The organism is Billgrantia lactosivorans (assembly GCF_003254665.1).
Classification (GTDB): Bacteria; Pseudomonadota; Gammaproteobacteria; order Pseudomonadales; family Halomonadaceae; genus Halomonas; species Halomonas lactosivorans.
In genome coordinates, this window is record NZ_QHGY01000011.1 from 20,931 (window position 1) to 46,182 (window position 25,252).

Here is a 25,252-nt window from a genome sequence, read left to right on the forward strand (position 1 = left end):
GCCAGGGGTGCCGCAGCGGCAGCGCCTTCGATATGCTGAGGGTACCCCAGCTGCGACAAGGCGCGTTGCCATGCCCATACCCGACGACTTCCTGCCCGCCGACCATCTCTCCCCGGCGCTCGCGCCTGCCCTGGAGAAGGCGTGGCAACGCCTCGGCGAAAGCCTGGCACGGGGCGACAGCGTCGCCGAGATGACCGGCCAGGAGCTCCCCTCGGAGAACTGGCTGGCGCTCGACCCGGAGCGGCGGCGCCAGCTGGCGCGGGTGATCGCCATTTCCGACTTCGTGGTCGATACGCTGGTGCGCTATCCCGACTGGCTGCAGCATCTCGATGCCAGCGGCGAGCTGGACGAGGCGCCCGACGGCGAGACGCTCGCCGCCTGGCTGGCCGAGCGCCTGGAGAGCGCCGACGACGAGGCGGCCCTGCACGCGGCGCTGCGTCGCTTTCGCCGGGGGCGGATGCTGGGCATCGTCTGGCGCGACCTGACGCGGCCGGCGGGCATCGACATGTGGTCGACCGCCGCCTCGGTGTCGCGGCTGGCCGAGGTGTGCCTCGAGGGGGCGCTGGCCTGGCTCGAGGCGCACTTCGAGCCGCGCTGGGGGCGCCCGGGGCCGCGCGCCGACGGCAGCGAGCAGCGCCTGGTGGTGCTGGGCATGGGCAAGCTCGGCGCCGGCGAGCTCAACCTCTCCTCGGACATCGACCTGATCTTCGCCTACCCCGAGAAGGGCGAGAGCGAGGGCGGGCGCAAGGCGCTCGAACACCAGGAGTACTTCACCAAGCTGGGGCAGAAGCTGATCGCCGCGCTGGATGCGGTCACCGCCGACGGTTTCGTCTTTCGTGTCGACATGCGCCTGCGCCCGCTGGGCGAGGGCGGCCCGCTGGTCGGCAGCTTCAGCTCGCTGGCCGCCTACTACCAGGACCAGGGCCGCGAGTGGGAGCGTTACGCCATGCTCAAGGCGCGGCCGGTGGCCGGCGACCTGGGGGCGGGCGGCGAGCTGCTCGGCCACCTGCGCCCCTTCGTCTACCGCAAGTACCTCGACTTCGGCGCCATCGAGTCGCTGCGCGAGATGAAGGCCCTGATCAACCGCGAGGTGAAGCGCCGCGGCATGCAGGCCAACATCAAGCTCGGCCCGGGCGGCATTCGCGAAGTGGAGTTCGTGGTCCAGGCCTTCCAGCTGATCCGCGGCGGGCGCGATACCGAGCTGCAGGTCACCTCGCTGCGCACCGCGCTGTCACGCCTGCCGGCGCTGGGCCTGCTGCCCCAGGAGGTGGTCGAGGAACTCGAGCCCGACTACGTCTTCCTGCGCGACCTCGAGCATGTGCTGCAGGCGCTGGAGGATCGCCAGACCCAGAGCCTGCCCGAGGACGACCTCGACCGCGAACGGGTCGCCCAGGCGCTCGACATGGAGGACTGGCCGGCGGTCGTGGCGCGCCTCGAGGAGGTGCGCGGCCGGGTGCGCCATCACTTCGATGCGGTGGTCGCCGACCCCGAGGAGGAGCTCGAGGTGGCCAGTGCGGTCCCCGAGCAGGGGGGCGGCATCCCGCTCGACGACTGGCGCGCGCTGTGGTGCGGCGAGCTCGATGACCAGGAGGTCCAGGCGATGCTGGCCGAAGCAGGCTTCGCCGAACCCGAGGTAGCCCAGCGGCGCCTCGCCAGCCTGCGCCAGTCGCGTCAGGTGCAGGCCATGCAGCGCATCGGCTACGACCGCCTCGAGGCCCTGATGCCGCTGCTGCTCGACGCCGTGGCGGCAAGCGACACCCCCGACACCGCCCTCGAACGGGTGCTGCCGCTGATCGAGTCGGTGCTGCGGCGTACCGCCTACCTGGCGCTGCTGCGCGAGAACCCCGAGGCGCTCAGCCACCTGATGGGGCTGTGCGGCGCGAGCCCCTGGATCGCCGAGCAGCTGGCACGCTACCCGATCCTGCTCGACGAGCTGCTGACCCCGGACACCCTCTACACCCCCGCCGACAAGGCGCGCCTGGCCGACGAACTGCGCCAGGCCCTGGGACGCATTCCCGAGGACGACGAGGAGGCCCAGCTCGAGGCGCTGCGCGTGTTCAAGCATGCCCATGTGCTGCGTGTCGCCGCCTCGGACATCGCCGGTACCCGCCACCTGATGAAGGTCAGCGACTACCTCACCTACATCGCCGAGGTGCTGCTGGAGAAGGTACTGGCCATGGCCTGGCGCCACCTGGTGCGCAAGCATGGCTATCCACGGCGCCGCGACGGCTCGCGCGCCGGGGCGGAGGCGGAATTCCTGATTGTCGGCTACGGCAAGCTGGGCGGCATCGAGCTGGGCTACGGCTCCGATCTCGACCTGGTGTTCATCCACGATGCCGATACCCAGGGCGAGACCGACGGCGCGCGGCCCATCGATACCCCGGTGTTCTTCACCCGCCTGGGCCAGCGCATCATCCACCTGCTCACCGCGGTGACCCCGGCCGGCACGCTCTACGAGGTGGACATGCGCCTGCGCCCCTCGGGCAACGCCGGGCTGCTGGCCACCACGCTGGAGGCCTTCGGCGAGTACCAGCGCCGCGAGGCGTGGACCTGGGAGCATCAGGCGCTGGTGCGTGCTCGCGTGGTGGCCGGCCATCCCCGTCTTGCCGAGGGCTTCGATGCGGTGCGTCGCGAGATCCTCGGGCGCGAGCGCGATTGCCGGGCCCTGCGCGAGGAGGTGGTCAAGATGCGCCAGAAGATGCGCGACCACCTGGGCGGCAAGAGCGGGGCGGGTGAGTTCGACCTCAAGCACGACCCCGGCGGCATGGTCGACATCGAGTTCCTGTGCCAGTTCGCGGTGCTCTCCATGGGCCACGAGACGCCCGCGCTGCTGCAGTGGAGCGACAACATGCGCATCCTCGAGACCCTGGAGAGTACCGGCCGACTGCCCGCCGACATGTGCCGGCGCCTGCGCGAGGCCTACCTGGCCCTGCGCAGCGCCGCCCACCGTGCCTCGCTGACCCGCGGGGCCGCCCGCGGCCGCGAGGCCGATTTCCACACCCACCGCCAGGCGGTCATCGACGCCTGGCAGCGACTGCTGGAGCCGCAGGCATGAGTCTCACCCGCCCGATATCGTTCCCATCAGAGAGATAGCAATGAACAAGGTCCTGATACTGCACGGCCCCAACCTCAACCTGCTGGGCACCCGCCAGCCGGAGATCTACGGCAGCGAGACCCTGGACGACATCAACAACGCGCTGTATGAGAAGGCCGCCGTCAACGGCTGGGACATCAAGGCCCTGCAGAGCAACCACGAGGGCGTGCTGATCGACGCCATCCATGCCGCGCGTGAGGACGGCACCGCGGCGATCGTCATCAACCCCGCCGCCTATACCCACACCTCGGTGGCCATCCTCGATGCGCTCAACACCTTCGAGGGCCAGGTGATCGAGGTGCACCTCTCCAACGTGCACAAGCGCGAGAGCTTCCGCCACCACTCCTACGTCTCGCTGCGTGCCGACGGCGTCATCGCCGGGCTCGGCAGCCAGGGCTACCTGGCCGCCCTGGACGCCGTGATTCGCGCCGCCGAACGCGCCTGAGCCCGCCGCCGTTCCCTCGGCCGCGGGCCATCGTGCCTCGCGGCCTCAGCGCAGCGAGTCGATCAGCTCGCTGTTGACGAGTAGCGTCTCGTGGGTGACCAGCAGGTGGTTGTTGAACTCGTCGAGCTGCTCGTCGCCCTCGGGGCGGTTCTGCTCCAGGTACTCGATCGCGGCCTGGTGCAGCTCCGCCTGGTAGTCGAGGAACGCCTCGTCGAACGCCGCGCCTTCCTGCCCACCCAGCCCCTCGCCAGGGTCGCCGTCGGGAATCATCTCCCCGCCGGCAGAGGGGTCGCTATTCCCGGCGGCCTCGGCCAGCCACTCGTCGAGAATGGCGTGATCGCGCGCCAGGGTTGCCGCCAATTGCGCGACCTCGTCGCGCTCGGCGCGGTCCTCCGCCAGCTCCGCCAGCTCGTCCTGATGCTGGTGCAGGCTGCGCAGATCGGCCTGGAGCGTCTCGCGATCCGCGTCCTGCTGCGCGAGTGCCGGACCGGCCAGCAGGCAAGTCAATGCGAGCGCCAAAATGATCACGCCCTTCGAGAGAAAGATTTTCATTCCATTGCTCCCGCTTTTTTCCTGAATGATGAGCGATGTTGAATCAAGTTTGCGCGATACCTCTTTGCTTCCTACGGTAGTACAAGACGTCTCGCTCTGGTGCCGATTCATGCAAAGAACACTCGACAAGCCAAGCCGCACGCGCCGGCCTCAGACGCCGGAAGAGCGGCAGGAGAAGAAACGAGAGCTGCTGGTTTTCCTGTTTCTTGCCGGCATTCTGTTCCCGATTCTCGCCGTGCTGGTGGTTTCCGGCTACGGCTTTGCGGTCTGGATTTTCCAGATATTTACCGGGCCGCCCGGGCCGCCTGGCTAGCCTCGCGCAAGGTAGGCCAGGCCAACAAGAAAACAGGAAATAACCAAACAAGAACGCAATACAAAGACCGTGGAGAAGCAGAATGGGAGTGGATCCCACGCGGCGCGCGCTGCTCAAAGGGCGCCTTCAATATCCCCCCGTGCCGCGTCCCCCCTGGGCCCGCGAAGAGCCCGTGTTTCTGGCGAATTGCAGCCAGTGCGGCGACTGTGTCCGGGCCTGCGAGACCGACATCATCGTGCCCGATGCGGCCGGCTTTCCCCGCGTCGATTTCGAGCTGGGCGAGTGCACCTTCTGCCGCGCCTGCGTCGAGGCCTGCGCGGAGAACGTATTTCGCGACGCCGGGCGTGAGGCTCCGTGGTGGCATACCGCCACGATCGGGCCGGCATGCCTGGGGTCGCAGGGCATCCACTGCCGTAGCTGCGGGGAGAGCTGCGAGGTCGGCGCGATCCGCTTCTCGTTCAATGCCCGGTGCGTGCCGGAACCGACGGTCGACAGCGAGGCCTGCACCGGCTGCGGCGCCTGCGTGTCGGTCTGCCCCACCCACGCGGTGACGCTGCCAGGCCCGAGCCATGCCGACACGCCTCGGCCCGCTCGCCGGCAGGAAGCGACATGAACGCTCAGGTGCATATCTCGAGCCTGGTCGTGCAGCTGCGCCCCGGACGCCTCGAGGAGGTCGCCCGTCACTGCCGAGCCCATGACGGGGTCGAGATCCACGCCACGGACCCGCGCGGCAAGCTGGTGCTGGTGCTGGAGACGGCGGGGCAGCGCGACATCGTGGCATTCATCGAAGGACTTCAGCGAGCGCCCGGCGTGCTATCGGTGAGCCTGGTCTATCACCATGCGGAAAGCGCCGAGGAACTGGACAGGGAGATGGAGGAGATGAGCGATGACGCTGACGCGACGTGACTTCATCAAGGCCACCGCGGCAACGACGGCCACCGCGGCGGCGGGTATCAGTGCAACCGGCCAGGCCCAGAACGTGGTCACCGACGCCAGCCAGTCCCAGCTGAAGTGGTCGAAGGCCCCGTGCCGCTTCTGCGGCGTGGGCTGCGGGGTCAACGTGGCGACCCGCGACAACCAGGTGGTCGCCACTCACGCCGACATCAACTCGCCGGTCAACCGGGGCGTCAACTGCATCAAGGGCTACTTCCTGTCCAAGATCATGTACGGCGAGGACCGTCTCACCCGGCCGCTGCTGCGCAAGACCAACGGCGAGTACGACAAGGACGGCGAGTTCACTCCGGTGAGCTGGGACGAGGCCTTCGACGTCATGGCCGACAAGTACAAGGCGGTGCTGCGCGAGAAGGGCCCGCAGGGGATCGGCATGTTCGGCTCCGGGCAGTGGACGATCTGGGAAGGCTACGCCGCCAACAAGCTGATGAAGGCGGGGTTCCGTTCCAACCACATCGACCCCAACGCGCGCCACTGCATGGCCTCGGCGGTGTTCGGCTTCATGCGCACCTTCGGCATGGACGAGCCGATGGGCTGCTACGACGACATCGAGGCGGCGGATGCCTTCGTGCTGTGGGGCTCCAACATGGCCGAGATGCACCCGATCCTGTGGACCCGGGTCACCGACCGCCGGCTGTCGGCGCCGCACGTCAAGGTGGCGGTGCTCTCCACCTTCGAGCACCGCTCCTTCGAGCTGGCGGACCTGCCGATGGTCTTCACGCCCCAGGCGGACCTCGCCATCCTCAACTACATCCAGCGCTACATCATCGACAACGACCGGGTGAACTGGGATTTCGTCAACGAGCACGTGCGCTTCATGGAGGGCAACGTCGACATCGGCTACGGGCTACGCCCCGAGCATCGCCTGGAGCTGGCCGCGGCGAACGCCAGCGAGGCGGCAGGAGCCCGCGACATCGACTTCGAGCGCTACCGGGAGTTCCTGCAGCAGTACGATGCCGAGACGGTCACCGAGCTCTCCGGCGTGCCCCAGCGCCAGCTCGACGCCCTGGCCGAGCTCTACGCCGACCCCGACACCCGGGTGATGTCGTTCTGGACCATGGGGTTCAACCAGCATACCCGCGGGGTGTGGGCGAACAACATGATCTACAACATCCACCTGCTGACGGGCAAGATCTCCACCCCGGGCAACAGCCCCTTCTCGCTGACCGGCCAGCCCTCGGCGTGCGGCACCGCGCGCGAGGTCGGCACCTTCTCCCACCGCCTGCCGGCCGACATGGTCGTGACCAATGCCGACCACCGCCGCTTCGCCGAGGAGGCCTGGAAGGTCCCCGAGGGCACCATCCAGGCCCAGCCCGGTGCCCACGCCGTGCTGCAGAACCGCATGCTCAAGGACGGCGACATCAACGTCTACTGGGTGCAGTGCAACAACAACGTCCAGGCCGCGGCCAACCTGGTCGAGGAGACCTATCCCGGCTACCGCAACCCGGACAACTTCATCGTCGTCTCCGACGCCTACCCCACCGTGACCGCGGAGCTGGCCGACCTGATCCTGCCGGCGGCGATGTGGGTCGAGAAGGAGGGCGCCTACGGCAACGCCGAACGGCGCACCCAGTTCTGGCATCAGCTGGTCACGGCGCCGGGCGAGGCACGCTCCGACCTGTGGCAGCTGATGGAGTTCTCCAAGCGCTTCCAGATCGAGGAGGTGTGGCCGGAGGAACTGCTCGAGGCCAACCCGGACTACCGCGGCAAGTCGATGTTCGAGGTGCTGTTCCGCAACGGCCAGGTGGACGCCTACGGCCTCGACGAGCTCGACGAGGAGTACGCCAACGACGAGGCGCAGCACTTCGGCTTCTACGTGCAGAAGGGGCTGTTCGAGGAGTACGCCAAGTTCACCCGCGGCAAGGCCCACGACCTGGCCCCGTTCGAGCGCTATCACCAGGAGCGCGGCCTGCGCTGGCCGGTGGTTGACGGCGAGGAGACGCTGTGGCGCTACAACGGCGAGTACGACCCCTACGTGGAGGAGGGGCGTGATTTCCAGTTCTATGGCCACCAGGACGGCCGGGCCGTCATCTACGCCGTGCCCTACGAGCCGCCCGCCGAGTCGCCCGACCAGGAGTACCCGCTGTGGCTGGTCACCGGCCGGGTACTCGAGCACTGGCACTCCGGCTCGATGACCCGCCGCGTACCCGAGCTGCACCGCGCCTTTCCCCAGGCGGTGGTCTACCTGCACCCCGAGGATGCACGTCAGCTCGGCGTGCGCCGCGGCAGCGAGGTGCGCATCGTCAGCCCACGCGGCGAGATGAACTCCCGGGTCGAGACGCGCGGGCGCAACCGCATGCCGCGCGGGCTGGTGTTCGTGCCCTGGTTCGATGCCAGCCAGCTGATCAACAAGGTCACGCTGGACGCCACCGATCCCATCTCCAAGCAGACGGACTTCAAGAAGTGCGCCTGCCGGATCGAACCGGTCTAGGGAGGGAAGCATGATGCGCATGATCGCGACCGCCAGCGCCGTCCTGCTGATCAGCCTGGGGGTGTTCGCCCAGGAAGGGCAGCTCGATGCCCTTCGCGGCCAGGTGCCGCTGCTCGAGGAGCGCACGCCCGAACCACTCTACGACGCCGAGAACGACGACCGGCGGCGCAGTCGGGCCTACCCGATGCAGCCGCCGACCATCCCGCACAAGATCGACAACTACCAGGTCGACCTCAATGCCAACCGCTGCATGAGCTGCCACAGCCGGCAGCGGGTCGGGGAGACCCAGGCGCCAATGATCAGCGTGACCCACTACATGGACCGCGACGGCAACTTCCTCGCCGAACTCTCGCCGCGCCGTTACTTCTGCGACCAGTGCCATGTACCGCAGACCGACGCACCGCTGGCGGTCGAGAACCGCTTCGTCGACATCGCCGAAATCCTCCGCCAGCGGCGCGAGACGCAAGAGTGAGGTTCGCTGCATGATAAAACGTATCAAGAACCTGCTCTCGGTCTTCTGGCGCGTCTTCAACTCTCCCAGCGGCTACTTCAGCCTCGGCTTTCTCACCGTGGGGGGCTTCATCGGCGGCGTGCTGTTCTGGGGCGGGTTCAATACCGCCATGGAAGCGACCAACACCGAGCAGTTCTGCATCAGCTGCCACGAGATGCGGGCCAACGTCTACGAGGAGATCCAGCCCACCATCCACTTCACCAACCGCTCGGGAGTGCGCGCGGTGTGCTCGGACTGCCACGTGCCGCACGACTGGACCGACAAGATCGCGCGCAAGATGCAGGCCTCGAAGGAAGTCTGGGGCAAGATCTTCGGCACCATCAATACCCGCGAGAAGTTCCTCGACCATCGCCTGGAGATGGCCTCCCGCGAGTGGCGGCGCTTCGAGGCCAACGACTCGCTGGAGTGCCGCAACTGCCACGACGAGGATGCCATGGACCTGACCCGGCAGAGTTCGCGTGCGGCCGAGGCCCACCGGCGCGGCCTGATCGACGGCGACGATACCTGTATCACCTGCCACAAGGGCATCGCCCACGAGCTGCCCGACATGGCGGGCGTCGAGGGCTGGGAATGAAGCGCCGGGCAGCGCTCGGCAGGAGGAGGAAGGATGCAGCAAGTCGGCAAATGGATGGGCACTCTGACCACGATTCTCTCCATCGCCTTCGCCTCGGCAGCCCTGGCCCAGGATACCTCACCGCCACCCAGCAGCGCCGCGGAAGACGCCACTTCGGCGGGCGAGGCGGCGCTCGGCGAGGTGCCTGAGCGTGAGGACGACGCCGGCACCGCCCGGGACGCGCCCGAGCGGGACCTGCAAGGCACCGGAGCTGACGCCGCGGCCGACGCCGACGGCGGCGAGGCCCGGGACGACGAAGTGACGGGGCGCCAGGAGGAAGGGCGCGGCGACACGGCGTCCGAGCCTGGCCTCGACGAGCCTCGCCAGCCGATCCGGCCGGGGCAGATGGAGCAGGATTGAGCGCGGTGGGCATGAGAGCGAGGGGCGTAACGCGGTCGCGGCAGCCTCATGCCTGCCTCAGCGCGGCCTCCAGCCCATGCAGGTCGCGCACGGTGATGACGTCCCCCGGGAAGGGCGAGGCGCCGGGGTCGGCGCTGACGCCGACGAAGCGGGTGCCGTTGGAGCGTGCCGCGCGGTAGTCGTTGTAGGAGTCGCCGATCATCACCGTTTCCCGTGCCGCCTGGCCCCTTCTCGCCAGCAGGTATCGCAGGCCCGTCACCTTGTCGGGGGGCGAGCCGAGCACTTCCTCAAAGAACGGTGTCAGGCCGCGTTGCCGCACGATGCTGCGCAACTCGGCCTCGGGCGTGGCCGAAAGCAGGTAGAGCGGCCGCACGCCGGCCCAGCGGGAGAGGAACTCCAGCGCGCCGGGGATGGCCGGGGCCTGCAGCAGGCGCTGCTCGACGCTGGCCTTGAAGCGTGCGCAGAGTTCGCGGATGCGCCCTTCCCCCGCCTCGCGCCCCAGGATCTGCCCCTCGATGTGGCGAAACTTGACCTCGCGGGGCTGCCCGCCACGGCGGCCGAGGTAAGCGAGCACGGCGCGGTACTGCTCCGGTGCCTCGTCACGGTAAAGATCGGCGAAGGCCTGCCGCTTGAGCGTGGCCGAGTCGAGGATGACCCCATCGAAGTCGAACACCAGCATCCCGATAGTGCGAGGTAGGGAGTCTCCCACGGGCTTGCTCCACTGCATCTTGGCCACCCGAGGTGCGGCCTTGGGGCCCGCGCCTCGGGTGGGTAAAGGGTCAACTGCGCCGTGTGCGAGCCAGCAGCCAGGACTTGGCGGGCGTCTGGCTCAGCAACACCAGCACGATCACCGACGTCAGCACGATGGACAGCGGGTTGCTGACCAGGGCCAGCAGGAAGCCCCCCAGGCTCTCGCCCTCCGAGGACATCGCCTGGCGATAGGTCTCGTCGAGCAGCGGGCCCAGTATCACGCCGAGGATGATGGGGCCCATCTGGAAGCCGAACACCTTGAGCCAGTAGCCGAGGATGCCGAAGCCGAGCATCCAGTAGACCTCCATCATGCTGCTGTTGATGGAGTAGGTGCCCACCACGCAGAGCACCAGGATCAACGGGATCAGGATCGCCTTGGGAACCTCCACGACCTTGGTGAAGACCTTGATGCCGGTCAGGCCGAAGAACAGCAGGAAGAGGTTGGCCAGCGCCAGGTTGCCGACGGTGAACCAGAAGATGTGCGGGGTCTCGACCATCAGCATCGGCCCGGGGTTTAGGCCGTGGATGACCAGCGCGCCGATGATCACCGCCGTCACCGCGTCGCCGGGCATGCCGAGGGTGAGCATCGGCACGTAGGCGCCGCCGACGGCGGCGTTGTTGGCGGTCTCGGGGGCCACCAGGCCCTCGTAGGCGCCCTCGCCGAACGGCCGGCTGGGGTGCTTCACGCTGCGCTTGGCATGGTCGTAGGCGAACAGCGAGGCGATGTCGCCGCCGGTGCCGGGCAGGGCGCCGACGATCACGCCGATGAGCGAGGTGCGCACCGACAGGGGAAGGAACTTCAGCACCATGCTCAACGGCGGGATGATCTTGTCGACCTTCTGCTTGATCGGCACCTTGTTGAGGTTGTGCAACTGGTAGAAGGCCTCGGCCGCGCCGAACAGGCCGATCATCACCACCACGTAGTGGATGCCGCCCATCAGCTGCATGCTGCCCATGGTCAACCGCGGCTGGGCGGTGACCTGGTCCATGCCGATCAGGCCGATGGTGGCGCCCAGGGCGACGGAGAAGATCCCGCGCGCCAGGGATTTCCCCGACAGGGTGCTGACGAGCAGCAGGCCGAGCACGGCGATCAGGAAATAGTCGCGCGAGGCGAACTCCAGCGCCATGTCGGCCAGGTAGGGGGCGGTGCCGGCCAGCACCAGGGTGCCGAGCAGCCCGCCGATGACCGACATCACCGTGCTCAGGCCGATGGCACGGCCCGCCTCGCCGCGCTGGGCCAGGGGGTAGCCGTCGAGGGCGGTCACCACGGCGGAAGGGGCACCGGGAATGTTGAGCAGGATGGCGGTACGCGAGCCGCCGTAGACGCCGCCGACGTAGATCCCCACCATCAGCGCCAGGGCGTTGTTGATGTCCCAGGCGAAGGTGAAGGAGATCAGGATCGACACCGCCATGGTCACCGAGAGCCCGGGAATGGCGCCGACATAGATGCCCGCCAGGGTCCCCAGTGCCGTGAGCAGGAGCAACTGGGGATCCAGCCACGCCATCAGGAAATAGGAAAAGGTGTCACTCATCGGAAACCTCGGGATCAGGGAAGGTAGACGCGGAAGACCAGCGTGAAGAGGACATAGATCACCGCGATGGCCAGGCCTGAGAGCAACAGCGAGCTGAGGATCCTGCCGTTCCGGTAATAGATGAACATGACCGACAGGAACAGGAAGGTGCTCAGGTAGAAGCTGACCCAGACGATGGCCGTGAGATAGGCCACCGATACCAGCGTGAAGACCACGATGTGGGGCTGGAAATGCTCGCTCCAGAACACCTGGAACTCATGCAGGGCGCCGCGAATCTGTGGGTCGCGCCGCTTGCGACGGTGGCTGAACAGGATGACCAGCGACGAGGCCAGCATGATGAGGGCGAGCCCCACGGGAAAGGAGCCAGGGGAGTTCAGGCCGGGGATGCCGTCGATACGATAGGCTTCGACCAAGACGCCGATACTGAGCAGGAGCAGCAGCCAATCGAAGACCTTCTCGCCCGCCTGTACGCGCTCTATTTTCTTGCTCATCAACAGACTCCAAGGGGGAGGCCAGGCTCCCCCTTCACCGCACGGTGGATGTTAGGGTCGCGGTATGCCGAGTTCTTCCGGCGTGGTTTCCAGTGACTCGGCATCGGCCTCGTACATGGACCAGGCGGTGACCGATTGCCAGCTGTCCAGGTACTCCTGCGCTTCGTCCCCGTTGAGGTTGAGCGATTCGGCCCCGTAGCTCTCGAGGAACTCCTGGAACTCGTCGCTGGCCACGGCCTCCTCGTAGGCCTCCTCGAGCGCGGCCTTGGCCTCGTCGGGGGTATCCTTGTGCACGAACACGCCCCAGAACGGACCCCACGGCAGGAAGGATTCGATGTCCGGCAGCGCCTCGGTGATCGGCGGCACGTCGGGCAGCGCCTCGATCTCGTCGGTGGTGACCACGGCCAGGCCCTTCAGCTTGCCGCCGCGGATCTGCTCGCCGGCGGCGGCCAGGCTCAGCGGCATGAAGTCGATGTGGCCGCCCAGCATGGCCGTGATGCCGGGGCCGTCGCCGCCGAAGGTCACGTTGCGCACGTCGAGCTCGTCCACGGCATTGATCATCGCCAGCACGGTGTTGGGCAGCCCGCCGGCGCCGGTCCCGCCCATGCGCAGCTCGCCCGGGTTCTCGTGAGCGTGTTCGAGCAGGTCGGCAAAGCTGTCGAAGGGGCTGTCCGCAGGGGCGGCGATCACCACCAGCCCCTGGCCGATGATGTTGACGGTATGCATGTCCGCGTAGGTGAAGTCGGCCAGGCCCATCAGCTGATACAGCAGAGGGTTCTCGGCCCCATACAGGAGGTTGTAGCCATCGGCACGCTGGTTCATCACGTGGTTCATGCCGATCACGCCGGTGCCGCCGGCACGGTTGGTCAGCACGATGGTGGTGTCCAGGATCTCTTCCACGTGGGGCGTCAGGCTGCGTGCCACGTTATCGGTGGCGCCGCCTTCGCCCCACTGGATGGTGCCCTGGATGTTGCGCTCGGGGTACTCGGCCAGGGCGCTGCCGGCCATGGCCAGGGAGCCGAGGGCGACGGCGGTGGAAACAAGCAGTGGTTTGAACATGGGTTCCTCCGGGGTGGTTGTTATGGCGGCCGCGAGGCCAGGTGTGCCTGTCTGGGCAGGCTATAATGTTCGCTTTACGAACTAGAGTGCTTTAGGCGAACACTAGAACTGGCTTCCAATACTGTCAATGGCAAAGCACGAAACTGCGACGAAGGTCGCATGCCCTTCACTCATGAAGGGTTCCGAGCCCGCTGGAAATCGGCCAGGCGCAGGCCAGCCCGGGCTTATCCTATAGTAGTTGCTCGTGGCGCCGGCTCGAGGCGATCCCAAGGGTGTCTTGCGAACTTTAGGCCGCCATGCGAACATTGAAACCATGTTCCAATTGTCTTTGCCGGAAACCCGTTTCCGGTCGTACACGAGGCTCCTCGGCGACAGGAGTCGGGAGAGATGAGGATGCGTGCCATTGCCACGGTCTGCCTGAGCGGCGACCTCAGGACCAAACTGGAAGCGATTGCCCGGGCGGGCTTCGACGGCGTGGAGATCTTCGAGAACGATCTGCTCTCCTTCGACGGCTCCCCTGCGGAGGTGCGCCAGCTCTGCGAGCGTCTGGGCCTGGCCATCGTGGCCTTCCAGCCGTTTCGCGACTTCGAAGCGATGCCGGAGCCGCAGCGGAGCCGCAACTTTCAGCGTGCCGAGCGGAAGTTCGATCTGATGGAGCAGCTCGGCACCGATTTCCTGCTGGTGTGCAGCAACGTCTCGCCACAGGCCGTCGGCGACATGGGGCGCGCCGTGGCCGACCTGCGCGAGCTGGCAGAACGCGCTGCGCGCCGCAACATCCGCGTCGGCTTCGAGGCGCTGGCCTGGGGCCGCCACATTGCCGACTATCGCGACGCCTGGGAGGTGGTGCGGCGGGCCGACCATCCCAACCTCGGCGTGGTTCTCGACAGTTTCCACATCCTCTCGCGCCGGCACGACCTGTCCGCCATCGGCTGCATTCCCCGCGACAAGATCTTCTTCGTGCAGGTGGCCGATGCGCCGCTGCTGGACATGGATATCCTGCAGTGGAGCCGCCATTTCCGCTGCTTCCCCGGGCAGGGGCGCCTGCCGCTCGGCGCCTTCATGGCCGAGCTGGGCAAGGTGGGCTACGACGGCCCGCTGTCGCTGGAGATCTTCAGCGATGCCTTCCGTGCCGCCCCTACCGAGATCACCGCCCTGGATGGCCTGCGCTCGCTGATCTGGCTCGAGAACCTGGCCGGAAACGGGGCGGCGGCGAGCCAGCTGCCGCCGGCGCCCCGCTACCACGGCATCCACTTCATCGAGTTCACCCTCGACGAGGAGAGTGCCGGCCCGCTGGGGGAGTTCATCGACGCCCTGGGCTTCCGCCATGTGGGCCGTCATCGCTCGAAGAACGTGGAACTATGGAAGCAGGGTGATATCCACCTGGTCCTCAACTTCGAGACCGACAGCTTCGCGCATACCTTCCGGCTGCTGCACGGCACCTCGGTGTGCGCGGTGGGCTTCCGGGTCGACGACGTCGAGCGCGCCCTGCAGCGGGCCCGCGCCTTCAAGGCCCAGCTGTTCCGCGGCCAGGTGGGCGAGGGCGAGATGGAGATCCCCGCGATTCGCGGCGTCGAGGGCAGCCTGATCTATCTGGTGGACGAGGCGGCCGCCGACGACCTGCAGTGGCGCACCGACTTCGAGCTCTTCGACCAGGCGAGCCGAGACGAAGCCGGCCTGGTGCGCATCGACCACCTCTCCTACGTGCTGCCGGCCTCCCAGCTGCTGGGCTGGCAGCTGTTCTATCGCACCGTGTTCGGCTTCGACGCCGAGGCCGAGAACGAGATCGTCGACCCGCACGGCATGATGATCAGCCAGGCGGTGGTCAGCCCGGAGCGCAGCATTCGTCTGCCGCTCACCGTGTCCCAGGCCCAGGAGACCCAGCCCGGCCGCTTCCTCAGCGAGTTCCGCGGCGGCGTGCAGCAGATCGCCTTCGAGAGCCGTGACATCTTCGCCACCGTGGACGAGCTCCTGGCGCGCGGCCTGCCCCTGCTGAAGATTCCCGGCAACTACTACGACGACCTGGAGGCGCGCTACGACATCGACGCCGCGCAGCTCGAGGCGATGCGCTCGCGCAACATCCTGTTCGATCGCAACGAGGATGGCGATTTCCTGCACGCCTACACCGACACCTTCTCGGGCCGCTTCTTCTTCGAGATCGTCGAACGACGCGGCAACTACCAGCGATTCGGCGAGGCCAACGCGGGCATCCGCCTGGCGGCCCAGGCCGCCCGCCGCTAGCGCGAAGCGGACCGCTCCGACGAAACCACCCACGCGTTCGCCCCGCAGCCTGGAGACACGGTATGAAACTCGGCTTGATCGGCAAGGCCATCATGAATTCCAGCTCGCCGGACCTGCATGTACGGCTCGGCGACCTGACCGGCATTCCCACCACCTACGACCTCTTCGATGCCAACGAGCAGCCCATCGCCTCCCTGGAGAGCCAGGTCAGGAAGGTGATGGCCGCCGGCTACCGCGGGGTCAACGTCACCTATCCCTGGAAGGAAGCGGCCGTGCGCCTGGCCGATCGTGTCTCCGAGGGGGCGCGGCGGGTCGGGGCGGCCAATACGCTGGTCTTCGAGCGCGGCGGGATCTTCGCCGACAACACCGATTTCACCGGCTTCATCAGCGGCTACCGTGCCACCCTCGGCGAGCGCGAGCCGGGCCGGGTACTGCTGATTGGCACCGGCGGCGTGGGCAAGGCGGTCGCCTTCGGCCTGGGCAAGCTCGGCGCCAGCGAGGTCATCCTGATGGACCTCGACGCGGCCAAGTCGCGCCAGCTGGCCGACGAGCTGATCGCCCAGGGCTTCGCTGCCTCCACCATCGCGCCGGAGCGGCTGGCCGAGACGGTGCCGGCCTGCGACGGCCTGGTCAACTGCACCCCCATCGGCCACGAGAAGAGCCCCGGCTGCCCGCTGCCCAGGGAGCTGGTGGCGGCGCATCACTGGATCTTCGATGCCGTCTACGTGCCGGCCGTGACCGAGTTCGTCGCCGCCGCCCGGGCCGCCGGGGCGGCGGTGATGAGCGGCGTCGGCCTGTTCGTGTTCCAGGGGGTCGATGCCTTCAAGCGCTTCTGCGAGGACGAGGCCAAGCGTGCCGCCGCCGACGAACAGGCCGCCACCCTCTACGCCCACTACCGCCGCGTGCTGCTCAAGGAGTCGTGAGCGCCGCGGCGCCGTCGCGTGTCGTCAGCGCTTGCGTACCGCCAGGAAGATCCCGGCACCGATGATCAGCACGGCGCCGAGATAGGTTTCCAGTAGCGGCATGTCGCCGAAGACCAGGTAGCCGGACAGCGTGGCCCAGACGATCTGCAGGTAGAGGAAGGGCGAGACCAGCGAGGCGGGCGCGCAGCGCATGGCCATGATCAGGCCGAGCTGGCTGACGGCGCCGAGGGTGCCGACCAGCAGGAACAGGGGCGTGTCGCCCAGGGCGATCGGCGTCCAGAAGAAGGGTACCACCAGCGTGCTGACCACGGCGCCGGCCAGGCCCGCATAAAAGAGCGAGGCCAGCGGATGGTCGTTGCGCCCGAAGCGGCGCGTGGCCAACTGGTAGAGGGCAAAGCAGAGCGCCATGCCGAAGGGCAGCAGCGCGGCGGGCTGGGCCCGCCACTCCACGGGGCCCACCGCGATCAGCACGCCGATGAAGCCGGTGGCGACCGCCGCCCCTCGGGCCAGCGTCACGCGCTCGCCCAGCAGCGGGATGGCCAGCAGCGTCACCAGCAGCGGCGCGCTGAAGTTGATCACGTAGACCTGCAGCAGCGGCAGTTCGCGGAAGGCCAGGAAGGCGAAGGTGCTGGCAGCGAGCAGCAGCAGGCCGCGCACGAACTGCCCGGGAAGCGACTCGACCGACGCCATGATCTCGCGGCAGCGGGGCCAGCCCAGCATGAGCAGGTAACCCCCCAGCACCAGCATGTGGCCGGCATAGCGTGCCCACACCACCTGAACCGGCGAGTAGCTCTGGGTCAGCCACTTGACGCCGGTGTCGAGCAGCGTGAACAGCAGCCCGGCGGCCAGCATGAAGGCGATGCCCAGCAGCGGGCGATCGGCGGTGGCAGGGGAAGCGGCGGCGGTCAGGGTGGGCATGGCTCTCGGCATCAGGGTGGGCAGGCTTAATAGTAGCAGGCTAACAGATTGACGCCAGCGCGGCGTCTCCCCGTGTCCCGTTCATCGCCCGGCCACCACGGCGCGAGCCGCCTCGAGGGCTCGTCGTGCCCGCGCCAGCGCGGGGATGCCCTGGCGGCGCAGCGATTCGGTGGGAATCTCCAGGCTCAGTGGCCGGCCCGCTGGCAAGGCGGCCAGCAGGCCCCGCAGGTCGATGTCGCCTTCGCCGGGGAAGCCGCGCTGCTGCCGCGCCTCGTGCAGGATCGCCTCCATGCTGGCGGGGATCGGCCCGGCCACGTCGCACAGCTGCACGTAGCGCAGCCAGTCCGGCGGCACGCGCTCGAGGTCCTCCAGGCGGCTGGCCGAGCGGTTGAAGTGGAAGGCGTCGACCAGCAGGCAGGCATTGGCGTGACCGGCCTGGCGCGCGGCGGCGACGATGCGATGCGCCTGGCACAGGGTCTTGACCCCGGTCCAGGGCATGAACTCCAGGTGCGGGTGCAGGCCCAGCGGGCCCGCCAGTTCGCACATGGCGGTGAAGTTGTCGACGGTACGGGCGCCATCGTCGTCGTTGCCCGCCACCAGCACCTCGCTGGCGCCCAGCTCGGCGCCGATCTCCAGCACCTGGCGGAAATCCCGGACCACGTCGGTGTCGGGACGCAGGCGCAGGATCTCGATGTCCAGGACCCGCAGCCCGGTGTCGCGCAGGCGCTGCCGGGTGTTTCGCAGCAAGGCGGCATCCTTCACCAGCGGGAAGTGGTGCTCTTCCGGTGTGGCGGGGATGAGGCGCAGGCCCACGGCCTGGTAGCCGGCCCGGGCGGCGACCTCGACCATCTCGGGGGGCGCCAGTTCGAGCACGGTGAGGGCGGCGAGGGAAAAGATCGGCTCACGCATGGGCGGTGTCGGCTCCCGAGTTCGCGTCGTCGTGTCGTCTGCGTCCCGCGGCATGCAAACCGGCGATATGGCCGAAGGTCATGGCCGGGCCGAGATTGATGCCGCCGGCCGGGTAGTGGCCGCCCATGATGCTGGCCATGTCGCTGCCGGCGGCATAGAGGCCGGGAATCGGTGTGCCGTCGCCGCCCAGCGCCTGGGCGTGCTCGTTGGTCGCGAGGCCGGCGAAGGTGCCGAAGCAGCCGGGGTGCACCTTGACGGCATAGAAGGGGCCCTGATCGAGTGGCGCCACGCAGGGGTTGGGGGCGTGGGCCGGATCGCCGTTCTTACGGTTGTAGGGGGTGGAGCCACGGCCGTGCTCGGGGTCCTCGCCCCGGGCGGCGTGGCGGTTGTACTCGGCCACCGTGGCCGCGAGGCCCTGCGGGTCGATGCCGCACGCCTGCGCCAGCTCGGCGAGCGTGCCGCCGTGCTTGAGATAGCCCTTGCGGACCCAGTGACGGAAGGGCACCGGCGCGGGGCGGGCGATGCCGAGGCCATAGCGACGCAGGAAACGGTGGCTGCAGACCAGCCAGGAGCAGACCTCCTCGCCCTCCGGTACCGCCTTGACCATGGCGTCCACGTAGTCGAAGTAGCCTCCGGCCTCGTTGACGAAGCGCCTGCCGTTTCTCAGCACGCCGATGACGCCGGGCTTGGCGCGATCGATGATATGCGGGAAGTGACCGACCCGGCCGTCGCCCCACGGCACCAGCGACACCGGCGCCCAGGCCACCGGGGAGTAGAGACCGGTATCCACCACGCCGCCGGCGGCCTCGCCCAGCCGCAGGCCGTCGCCGCTGGCCGAGGGCGGCGGCAGCGGCCAGTGTTCCTCGCCGGTCGGGGTGCGGGGAAAGAGCTCCCGGCGGCGTTCGACGTCCCAGGGGAAGCCGCCGGTGGCCAGCACCACGCCGCGCTGCGCATTGAGGGTCACCTCGCCGTGCCGGGTTTCCACCACCACGCCCGTGACCCGCTCGCCTTCCTTGATCAGGCGTTTCGCCGACGAGCAGACCCAGGTCTCGACGCCCAGGTCGTCGGCCGACTTGGCCAGCCGCCCGGTCAGGGCCACGCCGTTGACCAGCTGCATGGCGCGGCGATAGCGCGCCAGGTCGAGGACGTGACGGCCCAGGCGCCTGGCCACGTGGACGAACGACTTGAGCGAGCGGGTCGCGGTCAGGAAGGCCGCCAGGTCCGGCCCGGCCTGGATCGGCATGCCCAGGAAGGCCGTCTCGGGCATGGTCGTGCGCAGCTTGGCCAGCGTCTCGCGGCTCAGCTCGCGGCCGTCGAAGGGGGCGGCGATCACCGAGCGCCCGCCGGTGCCGGCGCCGGGCGTGTCGCCGTGGATATCGGCGATGGCATTGCCGTCGGCGAACCGCAGCGCGGTCTTCTCGTGAAAGAACGCGACCATCCGCGGCGCGGCATCGAGGAAGGCGTCGATCTTCGCCGCGTCGTAGCGCTCGCCCAGCTCTGCGCGCAGGTAGGTGCGCACCGTTTCCGCGTCCTCGACGATGCCGGCGGCGCGGGCCAGGGGATTGAGCGGCGCCCACATCCAGCCGCCGGACCAGGCCGTGGCGCCGCCCAGCACGTCGGCTTTCTCCACCACCGCCACCTGCAAGCCGTGATAGGCGGCGGTAACCGCGGCGGCGAGCCCGGCAGCGCCGGAGCCCACCACCACCAGGTCGTAATCGCTTTGTGTCTCGGCCATGTGGCCCTCGCTGGAAACGTGTTCTGCTATAATTTAGAACAATGTTCCAGTTTTTTGCAATCGTTTCCCGGCCTACCGCGAGCGCTCAGCGGTTCGGCAGCAGGCCGGACAGGTCCAGCAGCCAGATGCCCGTGCTCAACGTCACGAAGGCGGCCAGCGTGGCCACCATCAGCGCGGCGGCGCTGACGCCGGCCATGCCGTAGCGCTGGCCGAGCAGGGGGTAGATGCTGATCATCGGCGCACAGGCGAACAGCAGGGCGCCGGCCACCAGCATCGGGTCCGTGTCCGGCATCAGCAGGAACAGGCCGAGCACGGCCAGGGGGTGAAGGATCAGCTTGCCGACGACAATCTGACCGACGTTGCGCAGCATGCCGCGGACCTGCAGGCCGAACAGGGTGCCGCCGATGACGAACAGTGCCGCGGGGCCGGCGGCGCTGGCCAGCATCTCGACCACCTGGGCCAGGGGTCGCGGCAGGGCGCTCTCCGTCACGGCCAGCAGCAGGCCCGCGGCCAGCCCGATCAGGATGGGGTTGCGCACCAGCCGCAGCAGGGTCTTGCGTGCCACGGTGACGATGCCGGCGCCGCTCTGGCGGCCCGCCTCGGCGAGGATCAGCGCCGCCGGAATGATCAGCAGGTTCTCGATCACCATGTTCAGCGCCAGGAAGACGGCCGCCGGCGAGGTGCCCAGCACCATGGCCGCGACGGGGTAGCCGATGAAGCCGCTGTTCGAGGCGGACATGCCCAGGGCGTGCATGGCGGCCTCGCTCAGCGGCTTGCGCTGCAGCGTCAGGGTCAGCAGCAGGGCGAGGCCGAAGATGGCGGCGGAGCCCAGGCCGTAGGCCAGCAGGTAGGGCTTGTGGATGACCTCATCGAGCGGGTTCTGGGTCAGGGCGCGGATCACCAGGGCGGGCAGCGCGAAGTAGAGCACGAAGATCGCCACGCCCTGGAGTTGCTCCCGGTTCACCAGGCGCGTGCCCATGGCCAGGTAGCCGGCACCGATCAACAGGAAGATCGGCGTGGTGATGGCGAGGATATCGAGCATGTCGGCCTCCGAGCCGGTCGGCCGCGGCCGGGCCGAGAGGTCCCGGCCGGCCGCATCGTGCAGGTGACGATCAGATGAAGAGGCGCGAGGAGGGCGTGGCCTGGGAGAGCTCCTCGGCGGCGGTCACCAGCGCGGGGCCAAGCTCCTTCACGCGCTGTTCGTCGAGCCGCACACTGGGGCCGGCGATGCTCAGCACGCCCTGCGGGTGCCCATCCAGCGGGTGGCGCACCAGGGCCGCCATGGCCGCGGTGCCGGGGCCCATGCTGTCGTGGGTCCAGCTGTAGCCGCGCCGGCGAGCCTGGTTCAGGTGTTCGAGCAGGGCCCGCTTGCTGCGCGGAGCGTTGGGCCCGAGCGGGTGGTCGGTGTCCATGCCCTGGGTGTCGACCAGCGCCAGGGCCTCTTCGTCGCTGAGCGCGGCCAGCCAGGCATGGCCGCTGGCGGTGCAGAACAGCGGAGCCTCCTTGCCCATGTCGGGGTCGTAGCGCAGGCCGCTGCGGGCGCCCTGGGCCTTGGCGATCCAGGTCAGGCGCGAGCCCTCGATGATCGACAGCCGCACCAGCTCGCCGCTCTGCTCGGCCAGGCGGTCGAGCACCGGCTGGACGATATCGCTGGCGCCGGTGCTGGAGAGATAGCGCAAGCTCATGGCCACCAGCCGGGTGGTGAGCTGATAGCGCTGGCTGGCGGGGTCCTGGCGCACATGGCCGAGGCGGATCAGCTCGTGGCAGATGCGATGCGCCGCGCTCTTGGGGATGCCCAGGCGCTCGGCGACGACCAGCAGCGGCAACCCGTCGGCATCCTCGGAAAGGGCCTCAAGCACCCCGAGGGTGCGTTCGATCAGACTACCCGCCATGACATTGCCTCCCTGGCCAAAAGAGCTATTCTAGAATCGCGTTCAGGAAAAGTCATGCCGCAGGTGCGTCTTCAGCTGATGGTGGTGCGGATGTCGCGGGCCTTCTGCTGCAGCAGCGGCAGGTACTCCTTCATCAGGGTGTCGAGATCCACCCGCGCGGCGTTGGTGCTGATGTTGATCGCGCCGAGCAGCTTGCCGTTGGCATCGAAGGCCGGCACCGCGAGCGAGCGCAGCCCCGAGTCGAGCTCCTGGTCGGCGATGGCGTAGCCCTGCTGGCGCACCTTGAGGATGCACTTCTTGAGCGCGCTCCTGTCGGTCACGGTCTTGTCGGTGTAGCGCTCCAGCCTGACCCGCTCGAGATAGGCATCGAGCTCGGCATCGGAGAGCTGGGCCAGCAGCACACGGCCCATCGAGGTATGCGCGGCGGGCAGGCGGGTGCCCACGGAGAGCGTGATCGCCATCAGCCGGTGGCGAGCCGAGGAGCGCGCCACGTAGATGACGTCGTCGCCGTCGAGCACGCCGAGGGAGGAGGATTCGCCGCTCTCGGCGGTGATGTCCTCCAGCACCTGCTGGATCACGCTACGATAGTTGTTGGCGGAGAGAAACGCGTAGCCCAGCTGAAGCACCCGGGGGGCCAGCTCGAAGTAGCGACCCTGCTTCTTCACGTAGCCCAGCGCATGCAGCGTGAGCAGGAAGCGTCGGGCGCGGGCACGGTTCATCCCGGTGCGGCTGGCGACTTCGCTCAGGGTCATGCGCGAATGGGTCTCGTCGAAGGCCAGGATGACCTCCAGGCCGCTGGCCAGGGCGGTGACGAAGTCCCGGTCGTCCGGGCTGAGAACCTCTTCCTCTGTTGTCATTTCTGTGCCGTCATTGTCCTGGATGAGTTGCTCCATCGGAGTGCTTCAATCTAGCATAGTGTTCGTGTTGCGAACATATGTACGACTATGGGCTAAGCCGAGAGTCTGAGCCTTTCCGCCACGGAGTGCATGATATGCCTGACGAGCTGCTTCGGCATCCCTTCATGGGCCAGTCGGCCCTGACCCAGTGCAACGCTCAGGCCATGATCGAGGCCATGCTCGCCTTCGAGCTGGGCCTGGCCGAGGTGCAGGAGGCGCGAGGCGCCATGCCCGAGGGCACGAGCGAGGCGATGCGGCGCGCGCTCAAAGCGCATGCCTTCGATCTCGCGGCGCTGGCGGCAGGCGTGGCCAGCGGCGGCAACGCGGCCATTCCCTTCGTCAAGCAGGCGCGCGCCGTGCTGCCGAACGAACTCAAGCGCTACTTCCACATGGGCGCCACCAGCCAGGACGTGATCGACTCCGCCCTGATGCTGCTGCTCAAGCCGCGGCTGGCCGCGCTGGAGGCCCTGCTACTGCGCTGTCGCGCGGCGGCGATCACGCTCATGCAGGCCCATGAGCAGACGGTGATGGTGGGGCGCACCCTGATGCAGCAGGCCCTGCCGATCACCTTCGGCGTCAAGGTGGCGCACTGGGCCATCGGCCTGGAGCAGGCGCGCCGGCGCCTCGCCACGCTCGAGCTGCCGCTGCAGTTCGGCGGCGCCGTGGGGGTGCACTCTGGTTTAGACAGGCCGGGCTGGGAGACGCTGGGCCTCGATGTCATGGACGCCCTGGCGCAGCGCCTCGGCCTGGATGCCCCGGTCTTGCCCTGGCACACCGATCGCCTGCCGGTTCATGCGCTGGCCACGGCGCTCGATGGCGCAGCCGGGGCCGCCGAGAAGCTGGCGCTGGATGTTGCCCTGCTGACCCAGACCGAAGTGGGCGAGGTGGCCGAGCCGGCGGCGCCGGGCATGGGCGAATCCTCCTCCATGCCGCACAAGCGCAATCCGGTGCGCTGCGCGCTGATCCGCGGCGCGACGCGGCAGGTGCACGGCTACACCACGGTATTGCTCAATGCCACCGCCCAGCCGTTGGAGCGCGGGCTGGGGGAGTGGCACGCCGAGTGGGCGCCGCTGATCGACAGCGCGCTGCTGCTGGAGGGCGCACTGGAGCAGGCCGCCGTGCTGCTCGAGGGGCTCGAGGTGAACCCCGAGGCGATGCGGCGCAACCTGGCGGCCACCGGCGGCGGCATCATGGCCGAGCCGCTATCGCGCCAGCTGGCACCGGTGCTGGGCCAGGACGCCGCCAAGCGGATCAGCGCCGAGGCCGCCGAGACGGCGCGCCGGCAGGGCGTGCCCTATGCCGAGGCGCTCGCGGCGCATGCCGAGATCGCCCAGGCTCAGGGGCAGCTCGACGTCGAGTCCCTGCGCCGGGCGACCGACCCTGCTTCATACCTTGGTAGCAGCCAAGCCCAGGTGCGCCGCGCCATGGCCTGGCTGGCTGGATAACGCCCCGAGTCGGCGCTGTTTTTCACGTTCCTGCAAAGGGGAGGCCTGGCCTCCCCTTTGCTTTATGCGCGGTTGACGATTTGACGGGCGCGGTACATGGCGCTAGATTGTTCGTATCACAAAATAATGTTCGTAATGCGAACGTCGTGGGGCTCGCCAGGCCCAGTTCCGATGCCTGGCTGCGCTCCGGTTCCTCGAGAGGTCATCATGTCCAGCCCCTGCATCATCTGCGTTGCCATCACCGGCAGCTTGCCGCGCAAGGAGAACAACCCCGCCGTCCCCATTACTCTCGAGGAGCAGATCGAGAGCACCCAGGCGGCTTTCGAAGCCGGCGCCACCATCGCCCACTGTCATGTGCGCAACGACGACCAGAGCCCGACGTCGGACCCCGAGAAGTTCGCCCGCTTGATGGAGGGGCTCAGGAAGCACTGCCCCGGGATGATCATCCAGCTTTCGACCGGCGGGCGCTCCGGTGCCGGCCAGGAGCGGGGCGGCATGCTGCCGCTCAAGCCGGATATGGCCAGTCTCTCGGTGGGCTCCAACAACTTCCCCAATCGCGTCTACGAGAACCCGCCGCAGCTGGTGGAGTGGCTCGCCGACGAGATGTTGAAATATGCCATCAAGCCCGAGATCGAAGCCTTCGACCTGTCGCACATCCACCAGGCGGTGCAGCTTTCCAGGCAGGGCAAGCTCAAGGCGCCCCTCTACGTTCAGTTCGTGATGGGGGTCAGGAACGCCATGCCGGCGGACAGGCCGACCTTCGACTTCTACATCGAGACCCTGAAGCGCCTGGCGCCGGATGCCCAGTGGTGCGGTGCCGGCATCGGCCCCAACCAGCTCCTGCTGAATGAATGGTCCATCGCCGCGGGTGGCCACACCCGCACCGGCCTGGAAGACAACGTGCGGCTCGACCGCGACACCCTGGCACCGTCCAATGCCGCCCTGGTCGAGCGTGCCGTGGCCCTGTGCGAGAAGTACGAGCGCCCGGTGGCCACCTGGCAGCAGGCCCGCGAGATCCTCGGCCTGGCGTCCGCCTGAGCTTCCACGCCGCAGGGCGGCGCGGGCCACTGACACCGGCCCAAGCCGGCAGCCCGCGCCCCGGTACGGACCCTGCCTATACCTTGGTAGGGGTGGGGCCCGCATCCGGCTCGCCGCTGCTTGGCGGCAGGCGGCGTTATGCAATGAAAAATCATG

The 25,252-nt window shown here is 68.3% G+C and carries 24 protein-coding genes; 13 read left to right on the top strand and 11 right to left on the bottom strand.

All coding sequences use genetic code 11. The features are described 5' to 3' along the window. Nucleotides 1-70 precede the first annotated feature (70 nt). Together glnE and aroQ are read left to right on the top strand one after the other, a co-directional pair. Nucleotides 71-3,055, top strand: coding sequence for a bifunctional [glutamate--ammonia ligase]-adenylyl-L-tyrosine phosphorylase/[glutamate--ammonia-ligase] adenylyltransferase (gene glnE, locus DIS04_RS16915; RefSeq protein WP_111414963.1), 2,985 nt, complete (start codon nucleotides 71-73; stop codon nucleotides 3,053-3,055). A gap of 40 nt (nucleotides 3,056-3,095) precedes the next feature. Further along, entirely contained in the window at nucleotides 3,096-3,539 is a 444-nt protein-coding gene (gene aroQ, locus DIS04_RS16920) for a type II 3-dehydroquinate dehydratase (protein WP_179951295.1), read from the top strand. A gap of 45 nt (nucleotides 3,540-3,584) precedes the next feature. Here aroQ and DIS04_RS16925 read toward each other — a convergent pair whose 3' ends face one another. Next, complete coding sequence (locus DIS04_RS16925; protein ID WP_162623105.1) at nucleotides 3,585-4,091, bottom strand: DUF4142 domain-containing protein; 507 nt, start codon at nucleotides 4,089-4,091, stop codon at nucleotides 3,585-3,587. Between the two features lie 109 nt (nucleotides 4,092-4,200). Here DIS04_RS16925 and napE point away from each other — a divergent pair, with 109 nt between their 5' ends. The 7 genes from napE (at nucleotide 4,201) to DIS04_RS16960 (ending at nucleotide 9,270) form a co-directional block, all read left to right on the top strand. After that, nucleotides 4,201-4,404: a periplasmic nitrate reductase, NapE protein gene (gene napE, locus DIS04_RS16930; RefSeq protein WP_111414966.1), complete on the top strand. Its 204-nt coding sequence runs from the start codon at nucleotides 4,201-4,203 to the stop codon at nucleotides 4,402-4,404. Between the two features lie 82 nt (nucleotides 4,405-4,486). Further along, nucleotides 4,487-5,017 (top strand): ferredoxin-type protein NapF, encoded by a 531-nt coding sequence (napF, locus tag DIS04_RS16935; RefSeq protein WP_111414967.1) that lies wholly within the window; start codon nucleotides 4,487-4,489, stop codon nucleotides 5,015-5,017. After that, entirely contained in the window at nucleotides 5,014-5,310 is a 297-nt protein-coding gene (locus DIS04_RS16940) for a chaperone NapD (protein ID WP_111414968.1), read from the top strand. Before napF ends, DIS04_RS16940 begins: the two co-directional genes overlap by 4 nt. Then, on the top strand, nucleotides 5,291-7,786 hold the full coding sequence (napA, locus tag DIS04_RS16945; RefSeq protein WP_111414969.1) for a nitrate reductase catalytic subunit NapA: 2,496 nt from the start codon (nucleotides 5,291-5,293) through the stop codon (nucleotides 7,784-7,786). Before DIS04_RS16940 ends, napA begins: the two co-directional genes overlap by 20 nt. A 10-nt stretch (nucleotides 7,787-7,796) precedes the next feature. After that, the gene (locus DIS04_RS16950) at nucleotides 7,797-8,258 is read left to right on the top strand and encodes a nitrate reductase cytochrome c-type subunit (protein WP_218938185.1); all 462 of its coding nucleotides are present in this window, start codon (nucleotides 7,797-7,799) and stop codon (nucleotides 8,256-8,258) included. A gap of 10 nt (nucleotides 8,259-8,268) precedes the next feature. After that, nucleotides 8,269-8,871, top strand: coding sequence for a NapC/NirT family cytochrome c (locus DIS04_RS16955; RefSeq protein WP_111414970.1), 603 nt, complete (start codon nucleotides 8,269-8,271; stop codon nucleotides 8,869-8,871). A 33-nt stretch (nucleotides 8,872-8,904) separates the two neighbouring features. After that, nucleotides 8,905-9,270: a hypothetical protein gene (locus DIS04_RS16960; RefSeq protein ID WP_111414971.1), complete on the top strand. Its 366-nt coding sequence runs from the start codon at nucleotides 8,905-8,907 to the stop codon at nucleotides 9,268-9,270. Nucleotides 9,271-9,316: 46 nt separating this feature from the next. Here the strand turns inward: DIS04_RS16960 and DIS04_RS16965 are convergent, their stop codons facing one another. From DIS04_RS16965 to DIS04_RS16980, 4 genes are all read right to left on the bottom strand, one after another. After that, nucleotides 9,317-9,979 carry an HAD family hydrolase gene (locus DIS04_RS16965; protein ID WP_245904590.1) on the bottom strand — a complete coding sequence of 221 codons (663 nt, stop codon included), beginning with the start codon at nucleotides 9,977-9,979 and terminating at the stop codon, nucleotides 9,317-9,319. A gap of 70 nt (nucleotides 9,980-10,049) precedes the next feature. Further along, nucleotides 10,050-11,552, bottom strand: coding sequence for a tripartite tricarboxylate transporter permease (locus tag DIS04_RS16970; RefSeq protein WP_111414973.1), 1,503 nt, complete (start codon nucleotides 11,550-11,552; stop codon nucleotides 10,050-10,052). 14 nt (nucleotides 11,553-11,566) lie between these two features. Further along, nucleotides 11,567-12,043 (bottom strand): tripartite tricarboxylate transporter TctB family protein, encoded by a 477-nt coding sequence (locus DIS04_RS16975; RefSeq protein ID WP_111414974.1) that lies wholly within the window; start codon nucleotides 12,041-12,043, stop codon nucleotides 11,567-11,569. 51 nt (nucleotides 12,044-12,094) lie between these two features. Continuing rightward, the gene (locus tag DIS04_RS16980; RefSeq protein ID WP_111414975.1) at nucleotides 12,095-13,102 is read right to left on the bottom strand and encodes a tripartite tricarboxylate transporter substrate binding protein; all 1,008 of its coding nucleotides are present in this window, start codon (nucleotides 13,100-13,102) and stop codon (nucleotides 12,095-12,097) included. A gap of 387 nt (nucleotides 13,103-13,489) precedes the next feature. Between DIS04_RS16980 and DIS04_RS16985 the strand changes: the two genes are divergently transcribed. Next, nucleotides 13,490-15,340 carry a bifunctional sugar phosphate isomerase/epimerase/4-hydroxyphenylpyruvate dioxygenase family protein gene (locus DIS04_RS16985; protein WP_162623106.1) on the top strand — a complete coding sequence of 617 codons (1,851 nt, stop codon included), beginning with the start codon at nucleotides 13,490-13,492 and terminating at the stop codon, nucleotides 15,338-15,340. A 62-nt stretch (nucleotides 15,341-15,402) separates the two neighbouring features. Then, on the top strand, nucleotides 15,403-16,263 hold the full coding sequence (locus DIS04_RS16990; protein ID WP_111414976.1) for a shikimate dehydrogenase family protein: 861 nt from the start codon (nucleotides 15,403-15,405) through the stop codon (nucleotides 16,261-16,263). A 24-nt stretch (nucleotides 16,264-16,287) separates the two neighbouring features. Here the strand turns inward: DIS04_RS16990 and DIS04_RS16995 are convergent, their stop codons facing one another. The 6 genes from DIS04_RS16995 to DIS04_RS17020 form a co-directional block, all read right to left on the bottom strand. Further along, nucleotides 16,288-17,181: a DMT family transporter gene (locus DIS04_RS16995; protein ID WP_111414977.1), complete on the bottom strand. Its 894-nt coding sequence runs from the start codon at nucleotides 17,179-17,181 to the stop codon at nucleotides 16,288-16,290. Between the two features lie 81 nt (nucleotides 17,182-17,262). After that, on the bottom strand, nucleotides 17,263-18,090 hold the full coding sequence (locus tag DIS04_RS17000) for a sugar phosphate isomerase/epimerase family protein (protein WP_111414978.1): 828 nt from the start codon (nucleotides 18,088-18,090) through the stop codon (nucleotides 17,263-17,265). After that, nucleotides 18,083-19,825 (bottom strand): FAD-dependent oxidoreductase, encoded by a 1,743-nt coding sequence (locus DIS04_RS17005; RefSeq protein WP_111414979.1) that lies wholly within the window; start codon nucleotides 19,823-19,825, stop codon nucleotides 18,083-18,085. Before DIS04_RS17005 ends, DIS04_RS17000 begins: the two co-directional genes overlap by 8 nt. Before the next feature lie 85 nt (nucleotides 19,826-19,910). Then, nucleotides 19,911-20,867, bottom strand: coding sequence for an AEC family transporter (locus DIS04_RS17010; protein ID WP_111414980.1), 957 nt, complete (start codon nucleotides 20,865-20,867; stop codon nucleotides 19,911-19,913). A gap of 70 nt (nucleotides 20,868-20,937) precedes the next feature. Beyond that, complete coding sequence (locus DIS04_RS17015) at nucleotides 20,938-21,717, bottom strand: IclR family transcriptional regulator (protein WP_111414981.1); 780 nt, start codon at nucleotides 21,715-21,717, stop codon at nucleotides 20,938-20,940. A 71-nt stretch (nucleotides 21,718-21,788) separates the two neighbouring features. Beyond that, nucleotides 21,789-22,574, bottom strand: a complete 786-nt coding sequence (locus DIS04_RS17020; RefSeq protein WP_111415046.1) for an IclR family transcriptional regulator domain-containing protein — start codon at nucleotides 22,572-22,574, stop codon at nucleotides 21,789-21,791. 134 nt (nucleotides 22,575-22,708) lie between these two features. Here DIS04_RS17020 and DIS04_RS17025 point away from each other — a divergent pair, with 134 nt between their 5' ends. Together DIS04_RS17025 and DIS04_RS17030 are read left to right on the top strand one after the other, a co-directional pair. Next, a complete protein-coding gene (locus DIS04_RS17025; RefSeq protein WP_111414982.1) occupies nucleotides 22,709-24,058 on the top strand; it encodes a class-II fumarase/aspartase family protein in 1,350 nt (449 codons plus the stop codon). 207 nt (nucleotides 24,059-24,265) lie between these two features. After that, nucleotides 24,266-25,096 carry a 3-oxoadipate:acetyl-CoA acetyltransferase gene (locus DIS04_RS17030; RefSeq protein WP_111414983.1) on the top strand — a complete coding sequence of 277 codons (831 nt, stop codon included), beginning with the start codon at nucleotides 24,266-24,268 and terminating at the stop codon, nucleotides 25,094-25,096. The last annotated feature ends 156 nt before the right edge of the window (nucleotides 25,097-25,252 follow it).